The 17619-nt window shown below is 60.5% G+C and carries 19 protein-coding genes; 9 read left to right on the top strand and 10 right to left on the bottom strand.

Annotated features, from left to right (window positions below):
- The first annotated feature begins 167 nt into the window (after positions 1–167).
- The gene (locus E8K79_RS16320; RefSeq protein WP_136515663.1) at positions 168–1019 is read left to right on the top strand and encodes a rod shape-determining protein; all 852 of its coding nucleotides are present in this window, start codon (positions 168–170) and stop codon (positions 1017–1019) included.
- Between the two features lie 100 nt (positions 1020–1119).
- Here the strand turns inward: E8K79_RS16320 and hemB are convergent, their stop codons facing one another.
- From hemB to E8K79_RS16290, 6 genes are all read right to left on the bottom strand, one after another.
- Positions 1120–2139, bottom strand: coding sequence for a porphobilinogen synthase (gene hemB / locus E8K79_RS16315; RefSeq protein WP_136515662.1), 1020 nt, complete (start codon positions 2137–2139; stop codon positions 1120–1122).
- Between the two features lie 65 nt (positions 2140–2204).
- Complete coding sequence (cobA, locus tag E8K79_RS16310) at positions 2205–3743, bottom strand: uroporphyrinogen-III C-methyltransferase (RefSeq protein ID WP_136515661.1); 1539 nt, start codon at positions 3741–3743, stop codon at positions 2205–2207.
- 197 nt (positions 3744–3940) lie between these two features.
- The gene (hemC, locus tag E8K79_RS16305) at positions 3941–4897 is read right to left on the bottom strand and encodes a hydroxymethylbilane synthase (protein ID WP_135868560.1); all 957 of its coding nucleotides are present in this window, start codon (positions 4895–4897) and stop codon (positions 3941–3943) included.
- 48 nt (positions 4898–4945) lie between these two features.
- The gene (hemA, locus tag E8K79_RS16300; RefSeq protein WP_135868561.1) at positions 4946–6247 is read right to left on the bottom strand and encodes a glutamyl-tRNA reductase; all 1302 of its coding nucleotides are present in this window, start codon (positions 6245–6247) and stop codon (positions 4946–4948) included.
- Between the two features lie 28 nt (positions 6248–6275).
- Positions 6276–7091, bottom strand: a complete 816-nt coding sequence (ccsB, locus tag E8K79_RS16295) for a c-type cytochrome biogenesis protein CcsB (protein WP_135868562.1) — start codon at positions 7089–7091, stop codon at positions 6276–6278.
- Entirely contained in the window at positions 7088–7765 is a 678-nt protein-coding gene (locus tag E8K79_RS16290) for a precorrin-2 dehydrogenase/sirohydrochlorin ferrochelatase family protein (protein ID WP_246043852.1), read from the bottom strand. Before E8K79_RS16290 ends, ccsB begins: the two co-directional genes overlap by 4 nt.
- 208 nt (positions 7766–7973) lie before the next feature.
- Between E8K79_RS16290 and trxA the strand changes: the two genes are divergently transcribed.
- From trxA to E8K79_RS16275, 3 genes are all read left to right on the top strand, one after another.
- Positions 7974–8303 carry a thioredoxin gene (trxA, locus tag E8K79_RS16285; RefSeq protein ID WP_129128190.1) on the top strand — a complete coding sequence of 110 codons (330 nt, stop codon included), beginning with the start codon at positions 7974–7976 and terminating at the stop codon, positions 8301–8303.
- A 15-nt stretch (positions 8304–8318) separates the two neighbouring features.
- Complete coding sequence (locus E8K79_RS16280) at positions 8319–8831, top strand: TlpA family protein disulfide reductase (protein WP_135868565.1); 513 nt, start codon at positions 8319–8321, stop codon at positions 8829–8831.
- 122 nt (positions 8832–8953) lie between these two features.
- Positions 8954–9322: a hypothetical protein gene (locus E8K79_RS16275; RefSeq protein ID WP_136515659.1), complete on the top strand. Its 369-nt coding sequence runs from the start codon at positions 8954–8956 to the stop codon at positions 9320–9322.
- 168 nt (positions 9323–9490) lie between these two features.
- Here the strand turns inward: E8K79_RS16275 and E8K79_RS16270 are convergent, their stop codons facing one another.
- Complete coding sequence (locus tag E8K79_RS16270) at positions 9491–10408, bottom strand: AraC family transcriptional regulator (protein WP_136515658.1); 918 nt, start codon at positions 10406–10408, stop codon at positions 9491–9493.
- A gap of 296 nt (positions 10409–10704) precedes the next feature.
- Between E8K79_RS16270 and E8K79_RS16265 the strand changes: the two genes are divergently transcribed.
- From E8K79_RS16265 to E8K79_RS16245, 5 genes are all read left to right on the top strand, one after another.
- Complete coding sequence (locus E8K79_RS16265) at positions 10705–11715, top strand: aldo/keto reductase (RefSeq protein WP_136515657.1); 1011 nt, start codon at positions 10705–10707, stop codon at positions 11713–11715.
- Between the two features lie 29 nt (positions 11716–11744).
- Positions 11745–12803, top strand: coding sequence for an NAD(P)-dependent alcohol dehydrogenase (locus tag E8K79_RS16260; RefSeq protein WP_136515656.1), 1059 nt, complete (start codon positions 11745–11747; stop codon positions 12801–12803).
- Between the two features lie 146 nt (positions 12804–12949).
- Positions 12950–14041 carry an MBL fold metallo-hydrolase gene (locus E8K79_RS16255; protein WP_198419836.1) on the top strand — a complete coding sequence of 364 codons (1092 nt, stop codon included), beginning with the start codon at positions 12950–12952 and terminating at the stop codon, positions 14039–14041.
- A gap of 52 nt (positions 14042–14093) precedes the next feature.
- Positions 14094–14612: a flavodoxin gene (locus E8K79_RS16250; RefSeq protein WP_198419835.1), complete on the top strand. Its 519-nt coding sequence runs from the start codon at positions 14094–14096 to the stop codon at positions 14610–14612.
- Positions 14613–14631: 19 nt separating this feature from the next.
- Positions 14632–14961: a carboxymuconolactone decarboxylase family protein gene (locus E8K79_RS16245; RefSeq protein WP_136515654.1), complete on the top strand. Its 330-nt coding sequence runs from the start codon at positions 14632–14634 to the stop codon at positions 14959–14961.
- Positions 14962–15106: 145 nt separating this feature from the next.
- Here E8K79_RS16245 and E8K79_RS16240 read toward each other — a convergent pair whose 3' ends face one another.
- The 3 genes from E8K79_RS16240 to E8K79_RS16230 form a co-directional block, all read right to left on the bottom strand.
- Positions 15107–15580: a response regulator gene (locus E8K79_RS16240; RefSeq protein ID WP_136515653.1), complete on the bottom strand. Its 474-nt coding sequence runs from the start codon at positions 15578–15580 to the stop codon at positions 15107–15109.
- 266 nt (positions 15581–15846) lie between these two features.
- Positions 15847–16743 (bottom strand): lipoyl synthase, encoded by an 897-nt coding sequence (lipA, locus tag E8K79_RS16235; protein WP_136515652.1) that lies wholly within the window; start codon positions 16741–16743, stop codon positions 15847–15849.
- Positions 16743–17489 carry a lipoate--protein ligase family protein gene (locus E8K79_RS16230; protein WP_136516003.1) on the bottom strand — a complete coding sequence of 249 codons (747 nt, stop codon included), beginning with the start codon at positions 17487–17489 and terminating at the stop codon, positions 16743–16745. Before E8K79_RS16230 ends, lipA begins: the two co-directional genes overlap by 1 nt.
- Positions 17490–17619 lie beyond the last annotated feature (130 nt).

Genomic DNA, 17619 nt, shown 5'->3' with positions numbered 1-17619 from the left:
GCCCTCCCCCTCCGGGGGCGGGGATGTTGAATTGAAGTGACTGGTCTTTCCTCTGTGCCCTCTGTGGACCTTGGTGACCTCTGTGGTAACGCTTTTGTTTGACCCTTTTTCAACCATGGGCTATGCTCCGATTCGTTGCAGCAACAGTAATTTGTCGGAGCGGGATTATGGTTTTTTTCAATGTCGAGCAGTGGCGGCAGCACGTCGCCCTTGATGTCGGAACGGCAACCACTCGTATCGCCACCGGTAACTCACAGCTCTTCGAGCTCCCCTCAAGAATCGGCGCCACCAAGGCGCTGCGCAACGGTGTCGTCGTGAACGGCGACGCCGCCTACCGCATCTTGCACCCCATTCTGGAATGCCGCCGGGTCTTCGGCATCGTAAAGCCGAGCATCCTCGGCTGTGCCCCGACCGACGCGAGCGAGCAAGAAAGAGGGCTGCTGGCAGACTGCATCATGAAGGCAGGCGCGGCCTCGGTATCCATCATTCCGGAACCGCTCGCTGCCGCTGTCGGAGCCGGCCTGGACGTCTCATCTCCCTATGCCCAGATGGTGGTCGACATCGGAGAGGGGGTCACCGATTGTGCCGTGATCCGCTCCGGAAGGCTCGTCGCAAGCTACGCCCTCAGGGGCGGGTGCTGCCGGATGCGCGAGGCCATCGCAGCCCGCCATTCGATTAGCGAGGACGCGGCGGACCTGCTCCTGCGCGACTGCGGCATCAACGCACCTGAGGATGTCCTGGGAAGCATCGCGGTCGCTGCCGCCGTCAAGCCGGTCCTGGAAGAGATCGCCGACGGTGTCGATACCTTCCTGAGGGACCTGCCCGACGAGTGGGGATGCGACATCATCTACGGCGGCATCTGTCTGACCGGTGGAGGTGCGCTCATCCCGGGGGTGCGCAGGTTGCTCGAGGAGCGTACCGGCGTCAACATAACCCGCGCAAGAAATCCGCGCCGCGCGGTAGTCGAAGGTGCGCGCGCCATCCTTCCCGTCGTCGTCATGCTGAACCGGTGGAAGTAGTCCCCCGGCGGAAATCACCACCACAGGAACAAAAAAAGCCCCTGCCGGATCCCGGCAGGGGCTTTCGTTTTTCAGGTCGGTAAAGAGCGCGGAGCGCCCTCTACTTGCAGCCGCAGCCGCAACGCTCGCGCAGGTCCGCCTCGTACCCCTTCTTCAGGAGCTTCGCCACCTCTTTCGAGTGGTAGGTCAGGATCAGGTCGGCGCCGGCACGTTTGAAGGACATCATGGTCTCCATGACGACACGGTCCTCGTCGATCCACCCCATGTTGGCGGCGGCCTTCACCATGCTGTACTCGCCGGAGACGTTGTACACGGCGGTCGGGAGGTTGAACTCGTTTCTCACCTCGCGCACGATGTCGAGGTAGGGAAGGCCGGGCTTGACCATCAGGATGTCGGCCCCTTCCTCCACGTCCATGCGCGCCTCGCGGATCGCCTCGAGACGGTTCGCCGGGTCCATCTGGTAGGAACGGCGGTCACCGAACTGCGGGGTGGACTCGGCGGCCTCACGGAACGGACCGTAGTAGCCGGAGGCGTACTTCACCGCGTAGCTCATCAGCGGGATATTGTTGTAGCCGTTGTTGTCGAGCGCCTCGCGGATTGCTGCCACGCGGCCGTCCATCATGTCGGAGGGGGCAACCATATCGGCGCCTGCCCTTGCGTGGGAGAGCGCCTCACGGGCCAGAAGCTCGAGGGTCTCGTCGTTGTCCACGTCACCGTTCTTGATCACGCCGCAGTGCCCGTGGTCGGTGTACTCGCACATGCAGACGTCGGTGATGACGGCAAGGTTCGGGACCTGTTTCTTGATGGCGCGGATGGTCTCCTGGATGATGCCGGTATCGGAGTAGGCGTCGCTGCCCATGGCGTCCTTCTGCTCGGGAATGCCAAACAGGATCACCGCCGGAACGCCCAGCTCGTAAACCTCCTGGGCCTCCTCCACGATGTTCTCGATGGACTGCTGGTAGATGCCGGGCATGGAGGAGATCTCCTTCTTGATCCCCTTGCCGAAGGCAGAAAACATCGGGTATATGAGGTCGTTGGCGGAGACGGAGGTCTCACGGACCATGTTTCTGAAAACTTCCTTGCCCCGAATCCTTCTCGCTCTGTACAACGGGTAGAACATAGGTCTCTCCTTTGCGTGTCTGCGTTGCGTTTCTGTTACTCATCAAGTGATGCAGGAAATACTTCTTAGCTCTGCCGGAAATAGGAGACCATCTCCCGGGCGAGCGCGTCGAGCGTGTACTCTGCCGGCTCCATGTGCACTTCCAACCCCAAGTCACGGCAGGTCTTAGAGGTGATTGGGCCGATCGAGGCGACTTTCACCCCTTCCATCAGGTGCAGGAAACGGTTCTCGCCAAGGATCGCGGCGAGGTTCTGCACCGTGGAGGAGGAAGTGAAGCTCACACAGTCCAGACGCTTCTCCTCGAGGGCGGCAAGCGCCTCGGCCGGGATCTCCTCAGGGGTGCGGTTCGCGTAGGCGACCGGCGCGATGACCTGCGCTCCCAGCCGTCCCAGCTCTTCCGGAATAACGTCGCGGGCACGGTCCCCCTTCGGGAAAAGGACCCACTTCCCTTCCATGTCCATCTCGGCAAACGCCGCCACGACTCCCTCCGCTTTGTAGTCGGCGGGAATCAGGTCGGGGCGGATGCCGTACGCCTCCAAGGCGGCGCCGGTCTTGGGACCGACGGCGCATACGCGGCAGCGCCCGAGCGCCCGTGAATCAAGGCCGTGCTCGCGGAGCCGGTTGAAAAAGTATTGGACCGTGTTGTACGAGGTGAAGATGATCCAGTGAAAGCTGTCGAGTGCGCTGATCGCCTCGTCGAGTGCCACGTAACTTTGCGGCGGCACGATCTCGATGGTCGGACAGCAGTGCGTGTGGGCTCCCAACTGCTCCAGCTTGGAGGCGAACTCTCCCGCCTGATCGGCACCGCGAGTGACCATGACCGAGCGTCCGAAGAGCGGACGGTTGTCGAACCAGCGCAGCGTTTCCCGAAGACTCACCACTTCGCCGACCACCGTGATGGCGGGCGCCTTGAACCCTGCGGCTCTGGCCTTATCGGCGATATCTGCGAGCGTCCCGACCAGCACCTCCTGCTCCGGGCGCGTTCCCCATCTGATCAGGGCAACCGGTGTCTCCGGTGCGCGGCCGTGGTCCATGAGGCTTTGTGCTATGTGCGGCAGGTTGGTGACTCCCATGTAGAAGACCACGGTACCGCTTCCAAGAGAAAGCCCTTCCCAGTCGATCTCCGACGAAGCCTTCCCCTTCTTTTCGTGGCCGGTAACGAAGGCGACCGACGTGGTGACGCCGCGGTGGGTGAGCGGGATGCCTGCGTAGCTCGTGGCGCCGACGGCAGCGGTGATGCCCGGCACGATCTCGAACGGGATTCCCGCCTCGACCAGCGCCTCGCACTCCTCGCCGCCGCGCCCGAAGATGAAAGAGTCGCCACCCTTGAGACGCGCCACCACCTTCCCGGAGAGCGCCTTCTGCACGAGCATCTCGTTGATCTGGCTCTGCTCGCGGTTGTGCTCACCGCCGACCTTCCCCGCGTAGATGAGTTCCGCCCCTTTCGGCGCGTAGCGCAAAAGTTCATCGTTGGCCAGGTAGTCGTACATCACCACCTGGGCCTTCGCCAGGCAGTCGCGTCCCTTGACCGTGATGAGCCCCGGGTCGCCCGGCCCCGCGCCGATCAGGTAGACGTAGCCTTTGTTAGTCGTTTGAACGGTCATCTCGCACCAGGAAAAGTGAGTGTCGTGCGCAAAAGGCAAAAGGCTAAGGTAGAACCATTAGCCTTAAGCGAAAAAAGCGAAAGCGTTAACCACAGAGGTCACAGAGAGTCACAGAGGAACCCCCAAAGTTCAGGGTTTTGCTTTTCCTCTGGTCCTCTGTGGACCTCCGCGCCCTCTGTGGCAATGCTTTTTGGTTTCTATACCGGGATTTCCTTCTCCCGGGAGACTTCGCGCTGGTAGACCTCGGCGAGGATGGCGTGGCCCCCCTCGTTGAGGAGCTGCTCGGCGAGTTTCACGCCCAGCTTCTCGCAGTCGTCGGCCGGACCGGTCACGCTCCCCTTCACGGAGACCTTGCCGTCAACACTGGCGATGAAGCCGGTGAGCTTCAGCTCGTCGCCGCTCACTTCGCCGTAAGCTGCGATGGGAACCTGGCAGCCCCCCTCGCAGCGCCAGAGGAGGGCGCGCTCGGCGCGCACGGCGCGGCTCGTGTCGGAGTCGTTGAAGAAGGAGATCGCGTCCTTCACCGCCTCGTTGGAGAGGTTGCACTCGATGCCGAGGGCGCCCTGGCCAATGGCCGGCAGGGAGAGGTCGGCCGGAAGGAGCTCGGTGACGCGGTCGGCGAAGCCGAGACGGTTCAGGCCGGCGGCGGCGAGGATGACTGCGTCAAGCCCCTCGGTCTCCAGCTTGTTCATACGGGTCTCGACGTTGCCGCGGATGATGACCATCTCGAGGTCGGGACGGACCTTCAGGAGCTGCGCCTGGCGACGGAGCGCCGAGGTGCCGATGCGGGCGCCCTGCGGCAGGTCGGCGAACTTGACCCCCTTGGAGATCACCGCGTCGCGCGGGTCTTCACGCTTGGTGATGCAGTAAAGGCCGAGCCCTTCCGGGAATTCGGTCGGGACGTCCTTCATGCTGTGCACCGCGATATCGATCTCGCCGCGCAGCATCGCCTCCTCGATCTCCTTCACGAAGAGTCCTTTGCCGCCCACCTGTGCCAGCGGTACGTCGAGGATCTTGTCGCCGATGGTCTTGATCTTCTTCAGGGTCACCGTCATGTCCGGGTAGCGTTTTTCCAGTTCGGACTTCACCCAGTTTGCCTGCCAGAGTGCGAGCTGGCTCGCGCGGGTTCCTATTCTCAGCTCCTTCAGCGCCATTTTGTCCGTTTCTCCTTTATCTGTATGTGTGCCTGTTTCTTTATCCTGTTAGTCTTCCAGCTCCATCAGGTTCTCCTGCTCCGCTTCCGTCTGCAGGTCGAACAGGCTGCGCAGTGCGTCGACGTAGAGGTCGTTGCGGCTTCCCTGGTCGGTCCTTTTCAGGGTGCTCGTCGGCTGATGCAGCAGCTTGTTCATGATGGCGTTGGTGAGGGCTTCGAGCTTCTTCTCCGCACCGGGGGGGAGGTCCTTCCAGTTCGACAGGGTCTTCGCGAGTTCCGCCTTCCGGATCTCGTCGAAATGGCTTCTGAGCGCCACGATGGTCGGGGTCACGTCGAGGGAGGCAAGCCACTTGAAGAACTGACCGATTTCCTGCTCGACGATCGCCTCGGCCTTGGCCGCCTCGATCTTGCGCTGCTCGAGGTTCGTGGCAACGACGCCGTTCAGGTCGTCGACGGTGTAGAGGTAACAGTTCTCGACGTCGTTCACCTTCGGATCGATGTCGCGCGGCACGGCGATGTCGATGAAGAACATCGGCTTATGCTTGCGGCGACGCAGCACCTCCTCCATGTCGTTTTCGCGGATGATGAAGTGCGGAGCACCGGTCGATGAGAGGATGATGTCCGCCTTCGGGAGATGATCCATCAGGTCTTCGAAGCGGACCGGTTTGGCGTCGAACTCCTCGGCGAGTTTCTCGGCGCGCTCGTAGGTGCGGTTCGTGACCATGACGCCGCGCACGCCGACGTTGATGAAGTGTTTCGCCGCCAGCTCGCACATCTCGCCTGCGCCGATGAGCAGGACGGTCTTGTCGCCCAGCTCGCCGAAGATCTTCTTGGCAAGTTCAACCGCGGCAAAGGCGACGGAAACGGCGGAGGAGGCGATCTTCGTCTCGGTCCTCACGCGTTTCGCCACCGAGAACGCCTTGTGGAGGAAACGGTTCAGGATGATGCCGGAGCTCTTGAACTCGGCCGCGTAGCCGTAGGAGGTCTTGATCTGGCCGAGGATCTGCGGCTCGCCCACCACCATGGAATCGAGGCTCGAGGCGACGCGGAACACGTGGCGGGTGGCGTCCTCACCGTGGTAGCTGTAGAGGTGCTTTTCCAGCGTCTCCAGCGGGAAGTTGTGGTAGTCAGCGAGGAAACGCTTCAGGCGCGCCATCCCCCCTGCGACGTCGCGGGTGGTGGCGTAAACTTCGACACGGTTGCAGGTGGAGACGATCACCGCCTCGGTGATGTCCGGCAGTTCCACGAGCGCCTTGAGCGGCTTCTCCATCTGGGTGGGAGAAAATGCGATTTTTTCCCTTATTTCAACGCCGGCAGTTTTATGCGAAAGGCCTACCACAATAATGTTCATAACAATGCCTGCCCCTTGGGGAAATCCCTTACTTGTAGCTGTGCAGTCCCGGCAGCAACAGGTTTACGCCGAGGAAGGTGAAGAGCATGATGACAAAGCCGAAGATGGAGAGCATGGCGGCCTTCCTGCCGCGCCATCCGGTGGTCAGTCTGCCGTGCAAGAGAGCGGCGTAGATGAACCAGGTGATGAGCGACCAGGTCTCCTTGGGATCCCAGCTCCAGTAAGTGCCCCACGCGGTCTCGGCCCAGATGGCGCCGGAGATGATGGCGAATGTGAGCAGCGGGAAACCGAAGGTGAGGCAACGGTAGCTGATGTCGTCCAGAAGGTCGAGCGCGGGGAGTTTCTGGAACATGGGCCCGAGCCGGCGCGTCTTCAGGAAGTGCGACTGGATCAGATACATGATGCTGACGCCGAAGGAGATGGCGAAGGCGGCGTAGCCCAAGAAAGCCATGATGGTGTGGACGGCGAGCCACTTGCTCTTAAGCGCCGGGTTGAGCGGCGGGATAACGCTGGAAAACGAGGCGGAGATCGCCATCACCAAAAGCGCAAGCGGCATCATGAAGGAGCCGAGGATGCTGATCTTGTAGCGCCTTTCGAAAAGAATGAAGATGCCGACGATGGCGAGGCTGAAGAAGGAAAGCGATTCGTGCAGGTTGGTGATCGGTGTGTGCCCGGCCTCGAGGTAGCGATTGACCGTGAAGCCGCAATGCACGACAAAGCCCGCGAGGGTGAGCCACAGTCCTACTTTGCCCAGCGATTCCTTCGGCTTGAGCAAGTACAGGAGGTAGATGGCGGTGACAACCGCATAGATGACCAGGGTGCTGTTGAAGAGCAAGGCGTTCATGAAGGGTCCTTTTTTCCTGCTCCTACCGAGTCCGATGTGGCCCCGGTAGCTGAGAGCTTCTGGAGTATCTGGTCTATGGCATCTCTCTGCCCGGTCCTGATCAGCGTGGGTAGATCCAGCGCGGCAAGCTCGGCAAAAACCGGGTCATTGTATGCGTTCCCCACCTTTTCAGTCAATAGCTTTTCACGGACAGTTCCTAAAAGAGCAACTGCTTCACTGTATTCAGAACCAAAGAGAGGCTCAAGCTGTTCGACGATACGCCGTGCCAGTACGGGGCTGGCGCCACCGGTCGAAACAGTTATGAGCAGTTCTCCCTGTTGTAAAACGGCAGGGGTGGCAAAGTCACTTTCCCGCGGCGCATCGACGCTGTCTATAAGTATGTTGAGGGCTCGCGCCTCCTCCACGACCATGCGGTTGACGACTGGAGCGTCGGTGGCGGCGAAGGTGAGCACGGCACCGGTCAGGTCGCCGGGCTGGTAGGCGCGGCAAAGGTGCAGCAGCTTTCCCTCTGCGGCCAGAAGGGCAAGCGGCCCGGTAAGGACCGGGGACACAACGACAAGCTTCGCGCCGGCTTCCACCAGTCGTTTCGCCTTGCGTTCCGCCACCCTGCCGCCGCCTACGATCACCACGAGCCGGCCCTCGAGGTTCATGTTGATAGGATAGTGGCGCACCATGTTTCTCCGGTATGGAAATAAAGAGCTATGACTACCTCAACCGGCGCTAATATGGCCCGAACCGGAAAGAGTGTCAATGCTGAATACATGAACGATGAAGCGGGTTTCACTGGTATTCTTTCCCGCCCTCCGCGCGGGCAATTACTCCTTGCTTTTTTCATCCGCTCATTTATAGTAGAAACCACTTTTTTAATAAAGGAGAAGGTCAATGGCCAGCGAAAACGTACAAACCTTTACCGATGACAATTTTGAGAAAGAAGTACTGCAGTCCGACATCCCGGTACTGGTAGACTTCTGGGCCACCTGGTGCGCCCCCTGCAAAGCCATCGCGCCCCTCATCGATACGGTAGCGTCCGAATACGAAGGACGCGTCAAAGTAGGCAAGGTCAACGTGGACGATAACCCGGCGACACCCGGCAAGTACGGCGTGCGCGGCATCCCCACCGTGATCCTCATCAAAGACGGCAAGGTAGTAGACCAGGTTGTCGGCGCTATTCCCAAGGCACAGCTCGACGCCCTGATCAAGAAAGCTCTCTAAAAAAGGAAAAAGCAGATGTTGTTCAAGAAGTTCGCGATGAAAGCCGTCCCCCTGGCACTCGCAGGGCTTTTGCTCTCCAGCCAGCCTGCAGCAGCCATCCTGCAGAAAGGGGATCCCGCCCCCCCGATCAAGCTGACCACCACCATAGGGCAGCAGATCACGCTCAACAACTACAAGGGCTATGTCCTGGTAATGGATTTCTTCGCTACCTGGTGCATCCCCTGCAAGGAAGCGATCCCGCACCTGAACTCGCTGCGTGCCAAATACGGCAAGCAGGGGCTGCAGGTACTCGGAGTAAGCGTCGATGAGGGGAGCGATCGCGACGTCAAGAACTTCATCGCGGAGAGAAAGGTCAGCTACCCGGTTGCCATTGCCGGTGAGGACCTGCAGACCGAGTACGGGCTGCGCTCCATCCCCACCCTGTTCGTGATCAACAAAAAGGGCATTGTGGTGGAAAGGTTCCAGGGTTTCTCGGACCAGACCGCAAGGGGACTGGAAGAGACCGTAAAAAGGCTCCTCGCCGAATAGGCTAAGCCGGACCTGAAAAACGAAAAGAGCGGCGTCTGCTGCGATACGTCAAAGTATCGCAGTGAGGCGACCGCTCTTTTTTTGTCCTCCCTCCAGAGTCGGTGGGTACCAACAGCCTGTCAATGGGGACCAACATTTTGTCGGTGAGGACCAACAGTCCGGCGGTGGGGACCAACAGTCCGGCGGTGGGGACCAACAGTCCGGCGGTGGGGACCAACAGTCCGGCGGTGGGGACCAACAGTCCGGCGGTGGGGACCAACAGTCCGGCGGTGGGGACCAACAGTTTGTCGGTGGGTACCAACAGTTTGTCGGTGGGTACCAACAGTTTGTCGGCGGTGACCAACAGTTTGTCGATGGTGACCAACAGTTTGTCGATGGTAGCCGACAGTTCGTCGGAGGGGACCTACGATTCGCAGATGGCGACCGGCAATTTGCCGATTACTACCTACAATTCGTCGATGGCGACCAACAGTTTGTCGATGAGGACCTAACAGTTTGTCGATGAGAACCAACAATTTGCCGATGGGGACCAACAGCCTGCTGGCGAAGCAGAGACAGCTTATCTATGCCTGCCTACAGCTTGTCGATGAGTACCGACATAACCCGTCATGGGCGACAAAAAAGGTTCCCTGAGCATCAGCACACAGGACAAGAAGTGATCAAGCCGAAGCAGAGGTCGGAATGTCGGCGGCGGCATACTGCCGAAGGTGTGTGATGTCCCGCAAGGGGGGCGCTCCGAACAACCGACTGTACTCCCGGCTGAATTGCGACGCACTCTCGTAGCCTACGTTGAAGGCTGCCGTCGTGGCATCGACCCGTTCGGCAAGCATCAGGCGTCGGGCTTCGTTCAGGCGCAGCATCTTCTGGTACTGCAACGGGCTCATCGCCGTCAGCGTCCGGAAATGATGGTGGAAGGTAGAGGTGCTCATATTCACACGTGTCGCCAGATCGTCGATACGCAGTGGGGTAGCGAAGTTACCTTTCAGCCAGTCGATGGCCCGCGCGATCTGCTGGCTCTGGCTCCCAGCCGAAGCCATCTGGCGCAGGCGCGCCCCCTGGTCGCCCACCAGCAGCCGATATATGATTTCCCGCTGTATCATCGGGGCGAGTATGGCAATGTCGTTTTCGTCCTCCAAAAGGTCGACCAGCCGTTCAAAGGCGCTGATGAGAGGATGAGTCACTTCGCCGACCGCCATACCGCGACTCGACTGCTGCGCGCGCGGTTGCGGAAGGTTGCTGTCGAGCATCAGCTGCGAGACCTCGCGCAGATCGAGCATCAGCCGCAGCCCAAGATATGGCTTTTCAGGACTCGCCTCGATGACCTGGACCACCGTGGGAAGGTGCACCGAGGTGATCAGAAAATGCCTGGCGTCGTAAACGAGGGTTTCTTCTCCAAGCTTCACCCGCTTGGCCCCCTGCACGACGAGGCAGACACTCGGCTCGTACATGCCGCTCACCGGCTCGGTCACTTCCTCCCGCCTGAAGAGGGACAGTCCGGGGATCGCAGTATCGAAAAGCTCCACCTTTTCGGTCCATCGTGCAATATTAAGCTTCAAATTCTCGATCGCCGCGTCCATCTCCCGCCCCCTCAACCAACCGCCTAACCGTGTGTTTACCAACAACTTCCCTGAAGGCATACTACTCACCCGCCACCGGCTTTACAACTTTTTTCGCAGGATTCACAGGATCAGGCAAAAAATCGGCAGGATCGGTCTACCTCCCTTCTCTTTCTCGGTAGTAGGATCTGATCATCCTCAAAAGGGAATTACCCGGCGTTACGGGATGGAGCATGCGTCACACTGCGATAGAATTTGCGGATGTGTCTGCGATCCCGACACCCCGGCGGTTTTGAGTCCGACAAAAGGAGAAACGAATGCAAAAGAGAAAATTGGGTAAAAGCGGTCTCGAGGTCTCGGCGCTCGGCCTCGGGTGCATGGGAATGAGCTTCTCGTACGGCCCCCCTAAGGACAAACAGGAGATGATCACCCTGCTGCGAACAGCAGTGGAGCGCGGCATAGACTTCTTCGACACGGCCGAGGTGTACGGCCCCTTCATCAACGAAGAACTGGTAGGCGAGGCGCTAGCCCCGCTGCGCGACAAGGTGGTGATCGCCACCAAGTTCGGCTTCGACATAGCACCGGGTAAGGACCCGAGGGGGATGAAGGGGGCGACGCCCGCCCTGAACAGCCGTCCCGAACACATCAGGGAGGTTGCGGAAGCCTCGCTGAAGCGGCTCAGGATCGATACCATCGACCTCTTCTACCAGCACCGCGTCGACCCGGATGTCCCCATCGAAGAGGTGGCTGGTGCGGTGAAGGAGCTGATCAAGGAAGGCAAGGTGAAGCACTTCGGGCTCTCCGAGGCTGGAGTGCAGACCATCCGCCGTGCCCATGCGGTGCAGCCGGTTGCGGCGCTGCAAAATGAATACTCGCTCTGGTGGCGGCGCCCCGAGGAGGAGATCCTCCCCACCCTGGAAGAACTCGGTATCGGCCTTGTCGCCTACAGCCCCCTCGGCAAGGGATTCCTCACCGGGAAGATCGACTCCAGTACCACCTTCGACAGCACCGACTTCCGCACCACCCTCCCCCGCTTCACGCCGGAAGCACGCCAGGCGAACCAGGCGCTGGTCGACCTGCTCGGCACCATAGCCGCGAAGAAGCAGGCCACTCCGGCGCAGATCGCCCTCGCCTGGCTGCTGGCCCAGAAACCGTGGATCGTACCGATCCCGGGCACCACTAAGCTCGAGCGCCTGGAGGAGAACATCGGCGCCACCAAAGTCAGCCTGAGCGCCGAGGACCTGAGTGAAATCGACGGCGCGGCGGCGAAGATCCATGTGGAAGGGGGCCGCTACCCCGAGATGCTGGAAAAGCTGACCAACCGCTAACACAACGAGAACGAACAGGAGGATAAACCATGTACAAAGCAAAAGCCTACTCCGCCGCAAGCGCAACCGCACCGCTGGTATCCACCGACATCCAGCGCCGGGAACCGACCGAGCGCGACGTCCAGATCGAAATCCTTTACTGCGGCATCTGCCACTCCGATCTGCACACGGTGCGCGACGAGTGGAACAGCGTCATGCCCACCATCTACCCCTGCGTTCCGGGCCACGAGATCGTGGGGCGCGTAACCAAGGTCGGCTCCGCGGTGACCAAGTTCAAGCCAGGCGACTTAGCGGGCGTCGGCTGCCTGGTCGACTCCGACCACACCTGCCCGAGTTGCAAGGCGGACCTCGAGCAGTTCTGCGGCAACGCGACCTTCACCTACAACTCTCCCGACAAACACCTGGGCGGCGTCACCTACGGCGGTTACTCGGACAGCATCGTCGTGGATGAGCACTTCGTGCTGCACGTTCCGGCGAACCTGGAACTTGCCGGGGTCGCACCGCTACTTTGCGCCGGAATCACCACCTACTCCCCGATCCACCGCTGGGGCGACATCAAGGGGAAAAAGGTCGGCGTGGTCGGTCTTGGCGGCCTCGGGCACATGGGGGTCAAGTTCGCCAAGGCCTTCGGCGCCCACGTCGTGGTCTTCACCACCTCGCTCGGCAAAAAGGAAGATGCGCTGCGCCTGGGTGCCGACGAGGTGATCATCTCCACCGACGCCGAGCAGATGAAACAGCACGCGGGGACCTTCAACTTCATCCTGGACACCGTCGCGGCAGATCATGACTTGAACGCGTACATCAACATGCTCGGACTTGAAGGGAACATCACCCTGGTAGGCGCGCCGGACAAACCGCTCGCGCTCTCCTCCTTCGCCCTTCTGTTCGGTAGGCGCAGCGTCTCAGGTTCGCTGATCGGTGGGCTTGCCGAGACCCAGGAAATGCTCGATTTCTGCGGCAAGCACAACATCACCTCCGACGTGGAGATCATCCCGATCCAGCGGGTCAACGAGGCGTACGAGAGGCTGGTGAAGTCGGACGTGAAGTACCGTTTCTCCATCGACATGGCCTCCCTCAAATCCGAATAATCCCCATGTGGTTACTGCACGCAGTGAGGCGCCGGGTCCGCCAATGGACCCGGCGCCGCCCCCATCTTCTTCCCGCCCGGAGCGATCCCGGCTCCCTGGCGGGAAGATACGTCTTCACCGTATTGTGTATTGGAGGCCTAACCGCCATGGCGGCAGCATCTATCAACGACAGCAGCGCATCCGGGCAGAAAAGCCCGAACCACTCTCCGCAACAGAACGCGGCGGTGATGTCGACGGGGAGCTTCATTGAAAGCGCCCGGGTGATGTGGAACTTCTTCTTCAACAAGCCCGCCGGCACCGTTCCCACCGGGGAAATTCCGGTCCGTAAGATGTCCCGTGAGCAGTTGCTCGCGGCACCCGACAACACCGTCTTCCGGCTCGGGCACTCTACCGTTCTTTTGAAGCTTCATAACGCGTTCTGGCTCACCGACCCGGTGTTCTCCGACCGCGCATCGCCGATTTCTTTTGCCGGACCGCTCAGGTTTCACAAGGCGCCGATCAGCATCGAAGAGCTTCCCCCGATAAAAGGGGTGATCATCTCCCACGATCACTACGACCACCTGGACCGGCGCTCCATCGTCGCGCTGGCCAAGAAAACCGAGTACTTCATGACGCCGCCCGGGGTGGGCGACATCATCGCCGAGTGGGGGGTCCCCTCTGAGAAGATCCGGCAGTTGGACTGGTGGCAGTCGATCAAGATCGGCGGCGTCCTTTTCGCCGCAACTCCTTCGCAGCACTTCTCCGGCCGGGGCCTCTTCGGCAGAAACAATACCCAGTGGGGCTCCTGGGTGATGCTCGCCCCCGGCTTCCGGGTCTTTTTCAGCGGCGATTCCGGCTACTTCTCGGGGTTCAAAAGGATCGGCGACGAATACGGCCCCTTCGACCTGACCATGCTGGAAGCGGGCGCCTACAACGAGCATTGGGCCGGCGTCCACATGATGCCGGAGGAGACGATACAGGCACACATCGATCTGAAGGGGAAGATCCTGCTCCCGATCCACAACGGCACTTTCGACCTATCTATGCACCGTTGGCAGGAACCGTTCGAGCGCATCCTTCATCTGGCACAGGCGCGCAGCATACGCGTCTCGATGCCGCTGATGGGAGAGCCGGTTTATGCGCTTTATCCCGCAAATGTCAGGCGATGGTGGGCCCCAGTAGACCCGACTACTCGACCGCAGGGCCTTAAAGGTGATGCCCACCCAGTACTACAAGGCGGGGGCGCTGCTGAACTTTAGTTGCCCCGGCGGCGGTCAGGGCATCGACGGCTTGGGCAAAAGAGGATGATTGATGAGCAATAAAAGCAAAAAAACCATAGGAAGTTGGAATGTATTGACCGTCTATTTCTCTCATTCCGGCAATACGCGGGAATGCGCCAGGCAGATCAACGAAAGGGTTGGGGGCGACCTGCTGGAACTGATCCCGGCCCGCCCCTATCCGCAAGATTACGACACAGTCGTCGCCCAGGCTAAGCGGGAATTGCAGTCACGTCACCGGCCCGAACTGAAGGTAACGGCAGCGGACCCGGCCGATTACGACATCATCTTCGTCGGCTCTCCGAACTGGTGGAATACGGTGGCGCCGCCGGTGATGACCTTTCTAGCCGGACACGACCTGACGGACAAGGCCATCTTCCCGTTCATCACCCATGAAGGGACTGGTCTCGGGCGAAGCGCAAAGGAGATCGCGGAGCTCTGCCCGGGCGCGACCGTGCTCGACGGCATAGCCATTCGCGGGGGAGAGGTCAGAAGAGCAGGAGAGAAACTGTCGGAGTGGCTGCAGAAGTTAGGCATAGCAGAGGCTGCTTGAGATAAACACGGAGGCGACGATGTCAAAGCAAGAAGAAGGTAAAGGGATGAGCGATCTGGAGGCGGTTGCACCGGAGTTCGCGAGACTGACCAAGGATTTCCTTTTCGGCGAAATATGGGAGCGCCCGGAACTCTCGCCGCGGGACAAGAGCCTGATCACGGTCACCTGTCTCGTGGCGCTGAACCGGATCGAGCAGGTGGAGTTCCACCTCAAAAAGGGGCTGGAAAACGGACTAACGAAGGAAGAGCTGGTGGCAGCGATAACGCACATCGCCTTCTACGCAGGCTGGCCTACGGCAGCCTCGGGGTTCGCCCACCTAAAGCATGTGCTCGACAGTATGCAGGAGTGATGACAAAAAAAGCCACTGGCCTTGCCAGTGGCTGCTCCCTTTGGGATAGAACCGAATTTGGAGCAAAAGGAGATGAAGCGCGTGCTACGAACCAGCTGCGACAGCCACCACTGCACAGCTGGAATATCGCTATAAAGACTTCACGTTACTGCCACCACCGCACTTCAGCGTGTCCTCTCGCCGAGGCGGCCGCCCGCGCCGAAAGGGTACGAAAACTGGACCAGACCCCACGGCTGAATCCGATGGCGGAAAGAAGCCCCACCTTATTGAACTGCGTTGCGTTGTGGAAGATGAACTGGTCGCCCAGGAACTCGAGGGCGACCCGATCCTCCCCGGCACGGTCGTGAAAGACACAAAAGACGGTGCGCGGCGAGACCTTCTCGTCGGGCCAGTATTTTTCGAGGCGCCGGATCTGCTTTACCAGGTCATTCCCGCCCATTCCGGAAAGTGCATCGGCGGTACAAACTATGGCAAACGGATCGGCGCTCTGGTAACTCACGATAAACTTTCGCAGCCCCTCCTTTGCGTTCCTCGCAGATTCCACGGCGCAGTGAGGCGCCAGCATCTTCTCCAACAAGACACGTCTCGCCTCGCTCTCCTCGATAATCAATGCACGCATATTCCCCCCTGGAGGCGGTCAGCTGCCAATCCATTACAGTGCTCATGATCACAGGATATACGGGATAGGCAATCAGGAATAGCAGGATGGAGATGATTCTATTGTAGGAATGCTGCCGATAGGGACAGTCGAGGCGAATGATTATTCGCCGAGGCCTTCACGTTCCCCACGTGGTTTTGATGAACCAACTGCAAATCCCCCTAAATCCCCCTTCGCAAAGGGGGGCTTTCAAACCGCCTCAATGGGCGGGAAGTTGCCGTTGTCCCTCAGCGGGAAGGTGATGGAGTGGCGGCGAGATAACGTTCGGCGAGGTAGGAACTGCGCACGTAGGGGGCGCTTTCGACATGGGCGAGGCCGGCCAGAAGCGCCTTTTCCTTCAGCGCCTCGAAGCGTTCCGGCTCGACGAAACGCTGCACAGGGTAATGCTGCCGACTGGGGGCGAGATACTGGCCAAGGCTCAAATAGCTGCAACCCGCGGCAACAAGGTCCTCGAAGACAGCTACGAGTTCGTCTTCCTCCTCGCCAAGCCCGAGCATGAGCCCCGACTTCGTCTTGAGATCCGGCCTCAGCCGGTGCGCATCGTCCAGCAGTTTCAGGGACCTCTGATAATCGGCGCCGGAACGGATCGCGTAAAGCCGGGGAACGGTCTCCAGGTTATGCCCGAGGATGTCCGGCTCGCTTGCCAGCACCACCTTGAGGGCCTCCAGATCGCCGCGCAGGTCGGGGATCAACAGTTCTATTTTGGTCGCGGGAGAGGCCTTGCGGATTTCCGCAACGGTCTCGGCGTAATGGCGGGCGCCGCCGTCCGGAAGATCGTCGCGGGTGGGGCTCGTGATGACGACGTGGGAGAGTTTCAGGCGACAGACCGCCTCAGCCACCGCGGCCGGCTCCCCCTGTTCCGCGGGAAGCGGCGTTTCCTTCGAGACGGAGCAGAAGGAACAGAGCCTCGTGCAGGCGCGCCCTAGGATCAGGAAGGTCGCCTGCCGCTGGCGGAAGCATTCCGTTATGTTCGGGCAGCGCGCCTGCTGGCAGACCGTGTTCAGGTTGAGCTCCTTCAAAAGCCCTTCCATCTCCGCGTGGGCCGCCGGAGTAATTTTCTTCTGCAGCCATTCCGGCTTTCGCAACTGGTCCACAGTTTCCACCCTATCCCTCTTTTCCTGCATCAGCAGCGTCCCTCGAGGGTCCACTGCCGGCAACGGTACTTGTGCTCTTCAAGCTTCTTCGCGACAACAGCCTCCTCAGGGGTGAGATCTTGCGCCGCGAGCTCAACGCCCAGGCGCTCCTCAAACGATGCCACGAGAAGTTTTTTCAGTTCCTCCGGTTCCGGCCTTAGCCCCAGTTCCGCGAGGCTCACCGAGCGTGCCGCCCCCGGGGCCGGCTCCTTCAGGTAGCGCAGCCCCTCCTGCACCCGGCTTTCCAGCGGTATGGAGCCGTGTTGCAGGATGGCGCCGGAGAGCCTGCGCTGGGCGTTGCCGCCGATCTTGCGATCATTCACCACCACGTCGAACTCCTCCTTCCCGGCGAAGCAGAAGGCGGTCCGCTCGCCTAAGCGTTCCTCGGAGGGGTTCAGGTCGACGGCGAAGCGGGCATCGAGCCCCAGCCGTTCGTAGGTGCCGAGCAGGAATCCGCAGAGCTTTCTGAATCCGTCCTTCACCCCGGCGCTCCCCAGGTGGTCGGGGGCACAGACTATGCTGTAAGTGACCTCGGCGGCGTGGTAGATGATGCCGCCGCCGGTCATGCGGCGCACCACCGGGATACCTTCTTCCCGGCAGAGATCGAGATCGAGGGCCGCGGACGCGTCCTGGAAGCGCCCGACGGAAAGTGCGGCGGGGCTCCAGCCGTAAAGGCGCAGTACGGGACGCGCCGGGTCCTTCTGGAAACAGTTGAGAAGCGCCTCGTCCAGGGCCATGTTACCCGGGCCGTCCAGGGGGCCGGTATCGATGAGTCGCCATGTAGTCTTAGTTTCTGATATCAATTAAAACCTCACAAACTTAACGCAAAGACGCAAAGCCGCGGAGACGCAAAGAAAACTGAAACAG

Origin of the sequence: Geomonas edaphica, assembly GCF_004917075.1 — a bacterium.
Lineage (GTDB): Bacteria > Desulfobacterota > Desulfuromonadia > Geobacterales > Geobacteraceae > Geomonas > Geomonas edaphica.
The sequence above is the reverse complement of the archived record's forward strand: the minus strand, read 5'-3'. Positions and strand labels throughout refer to the sequence as shown.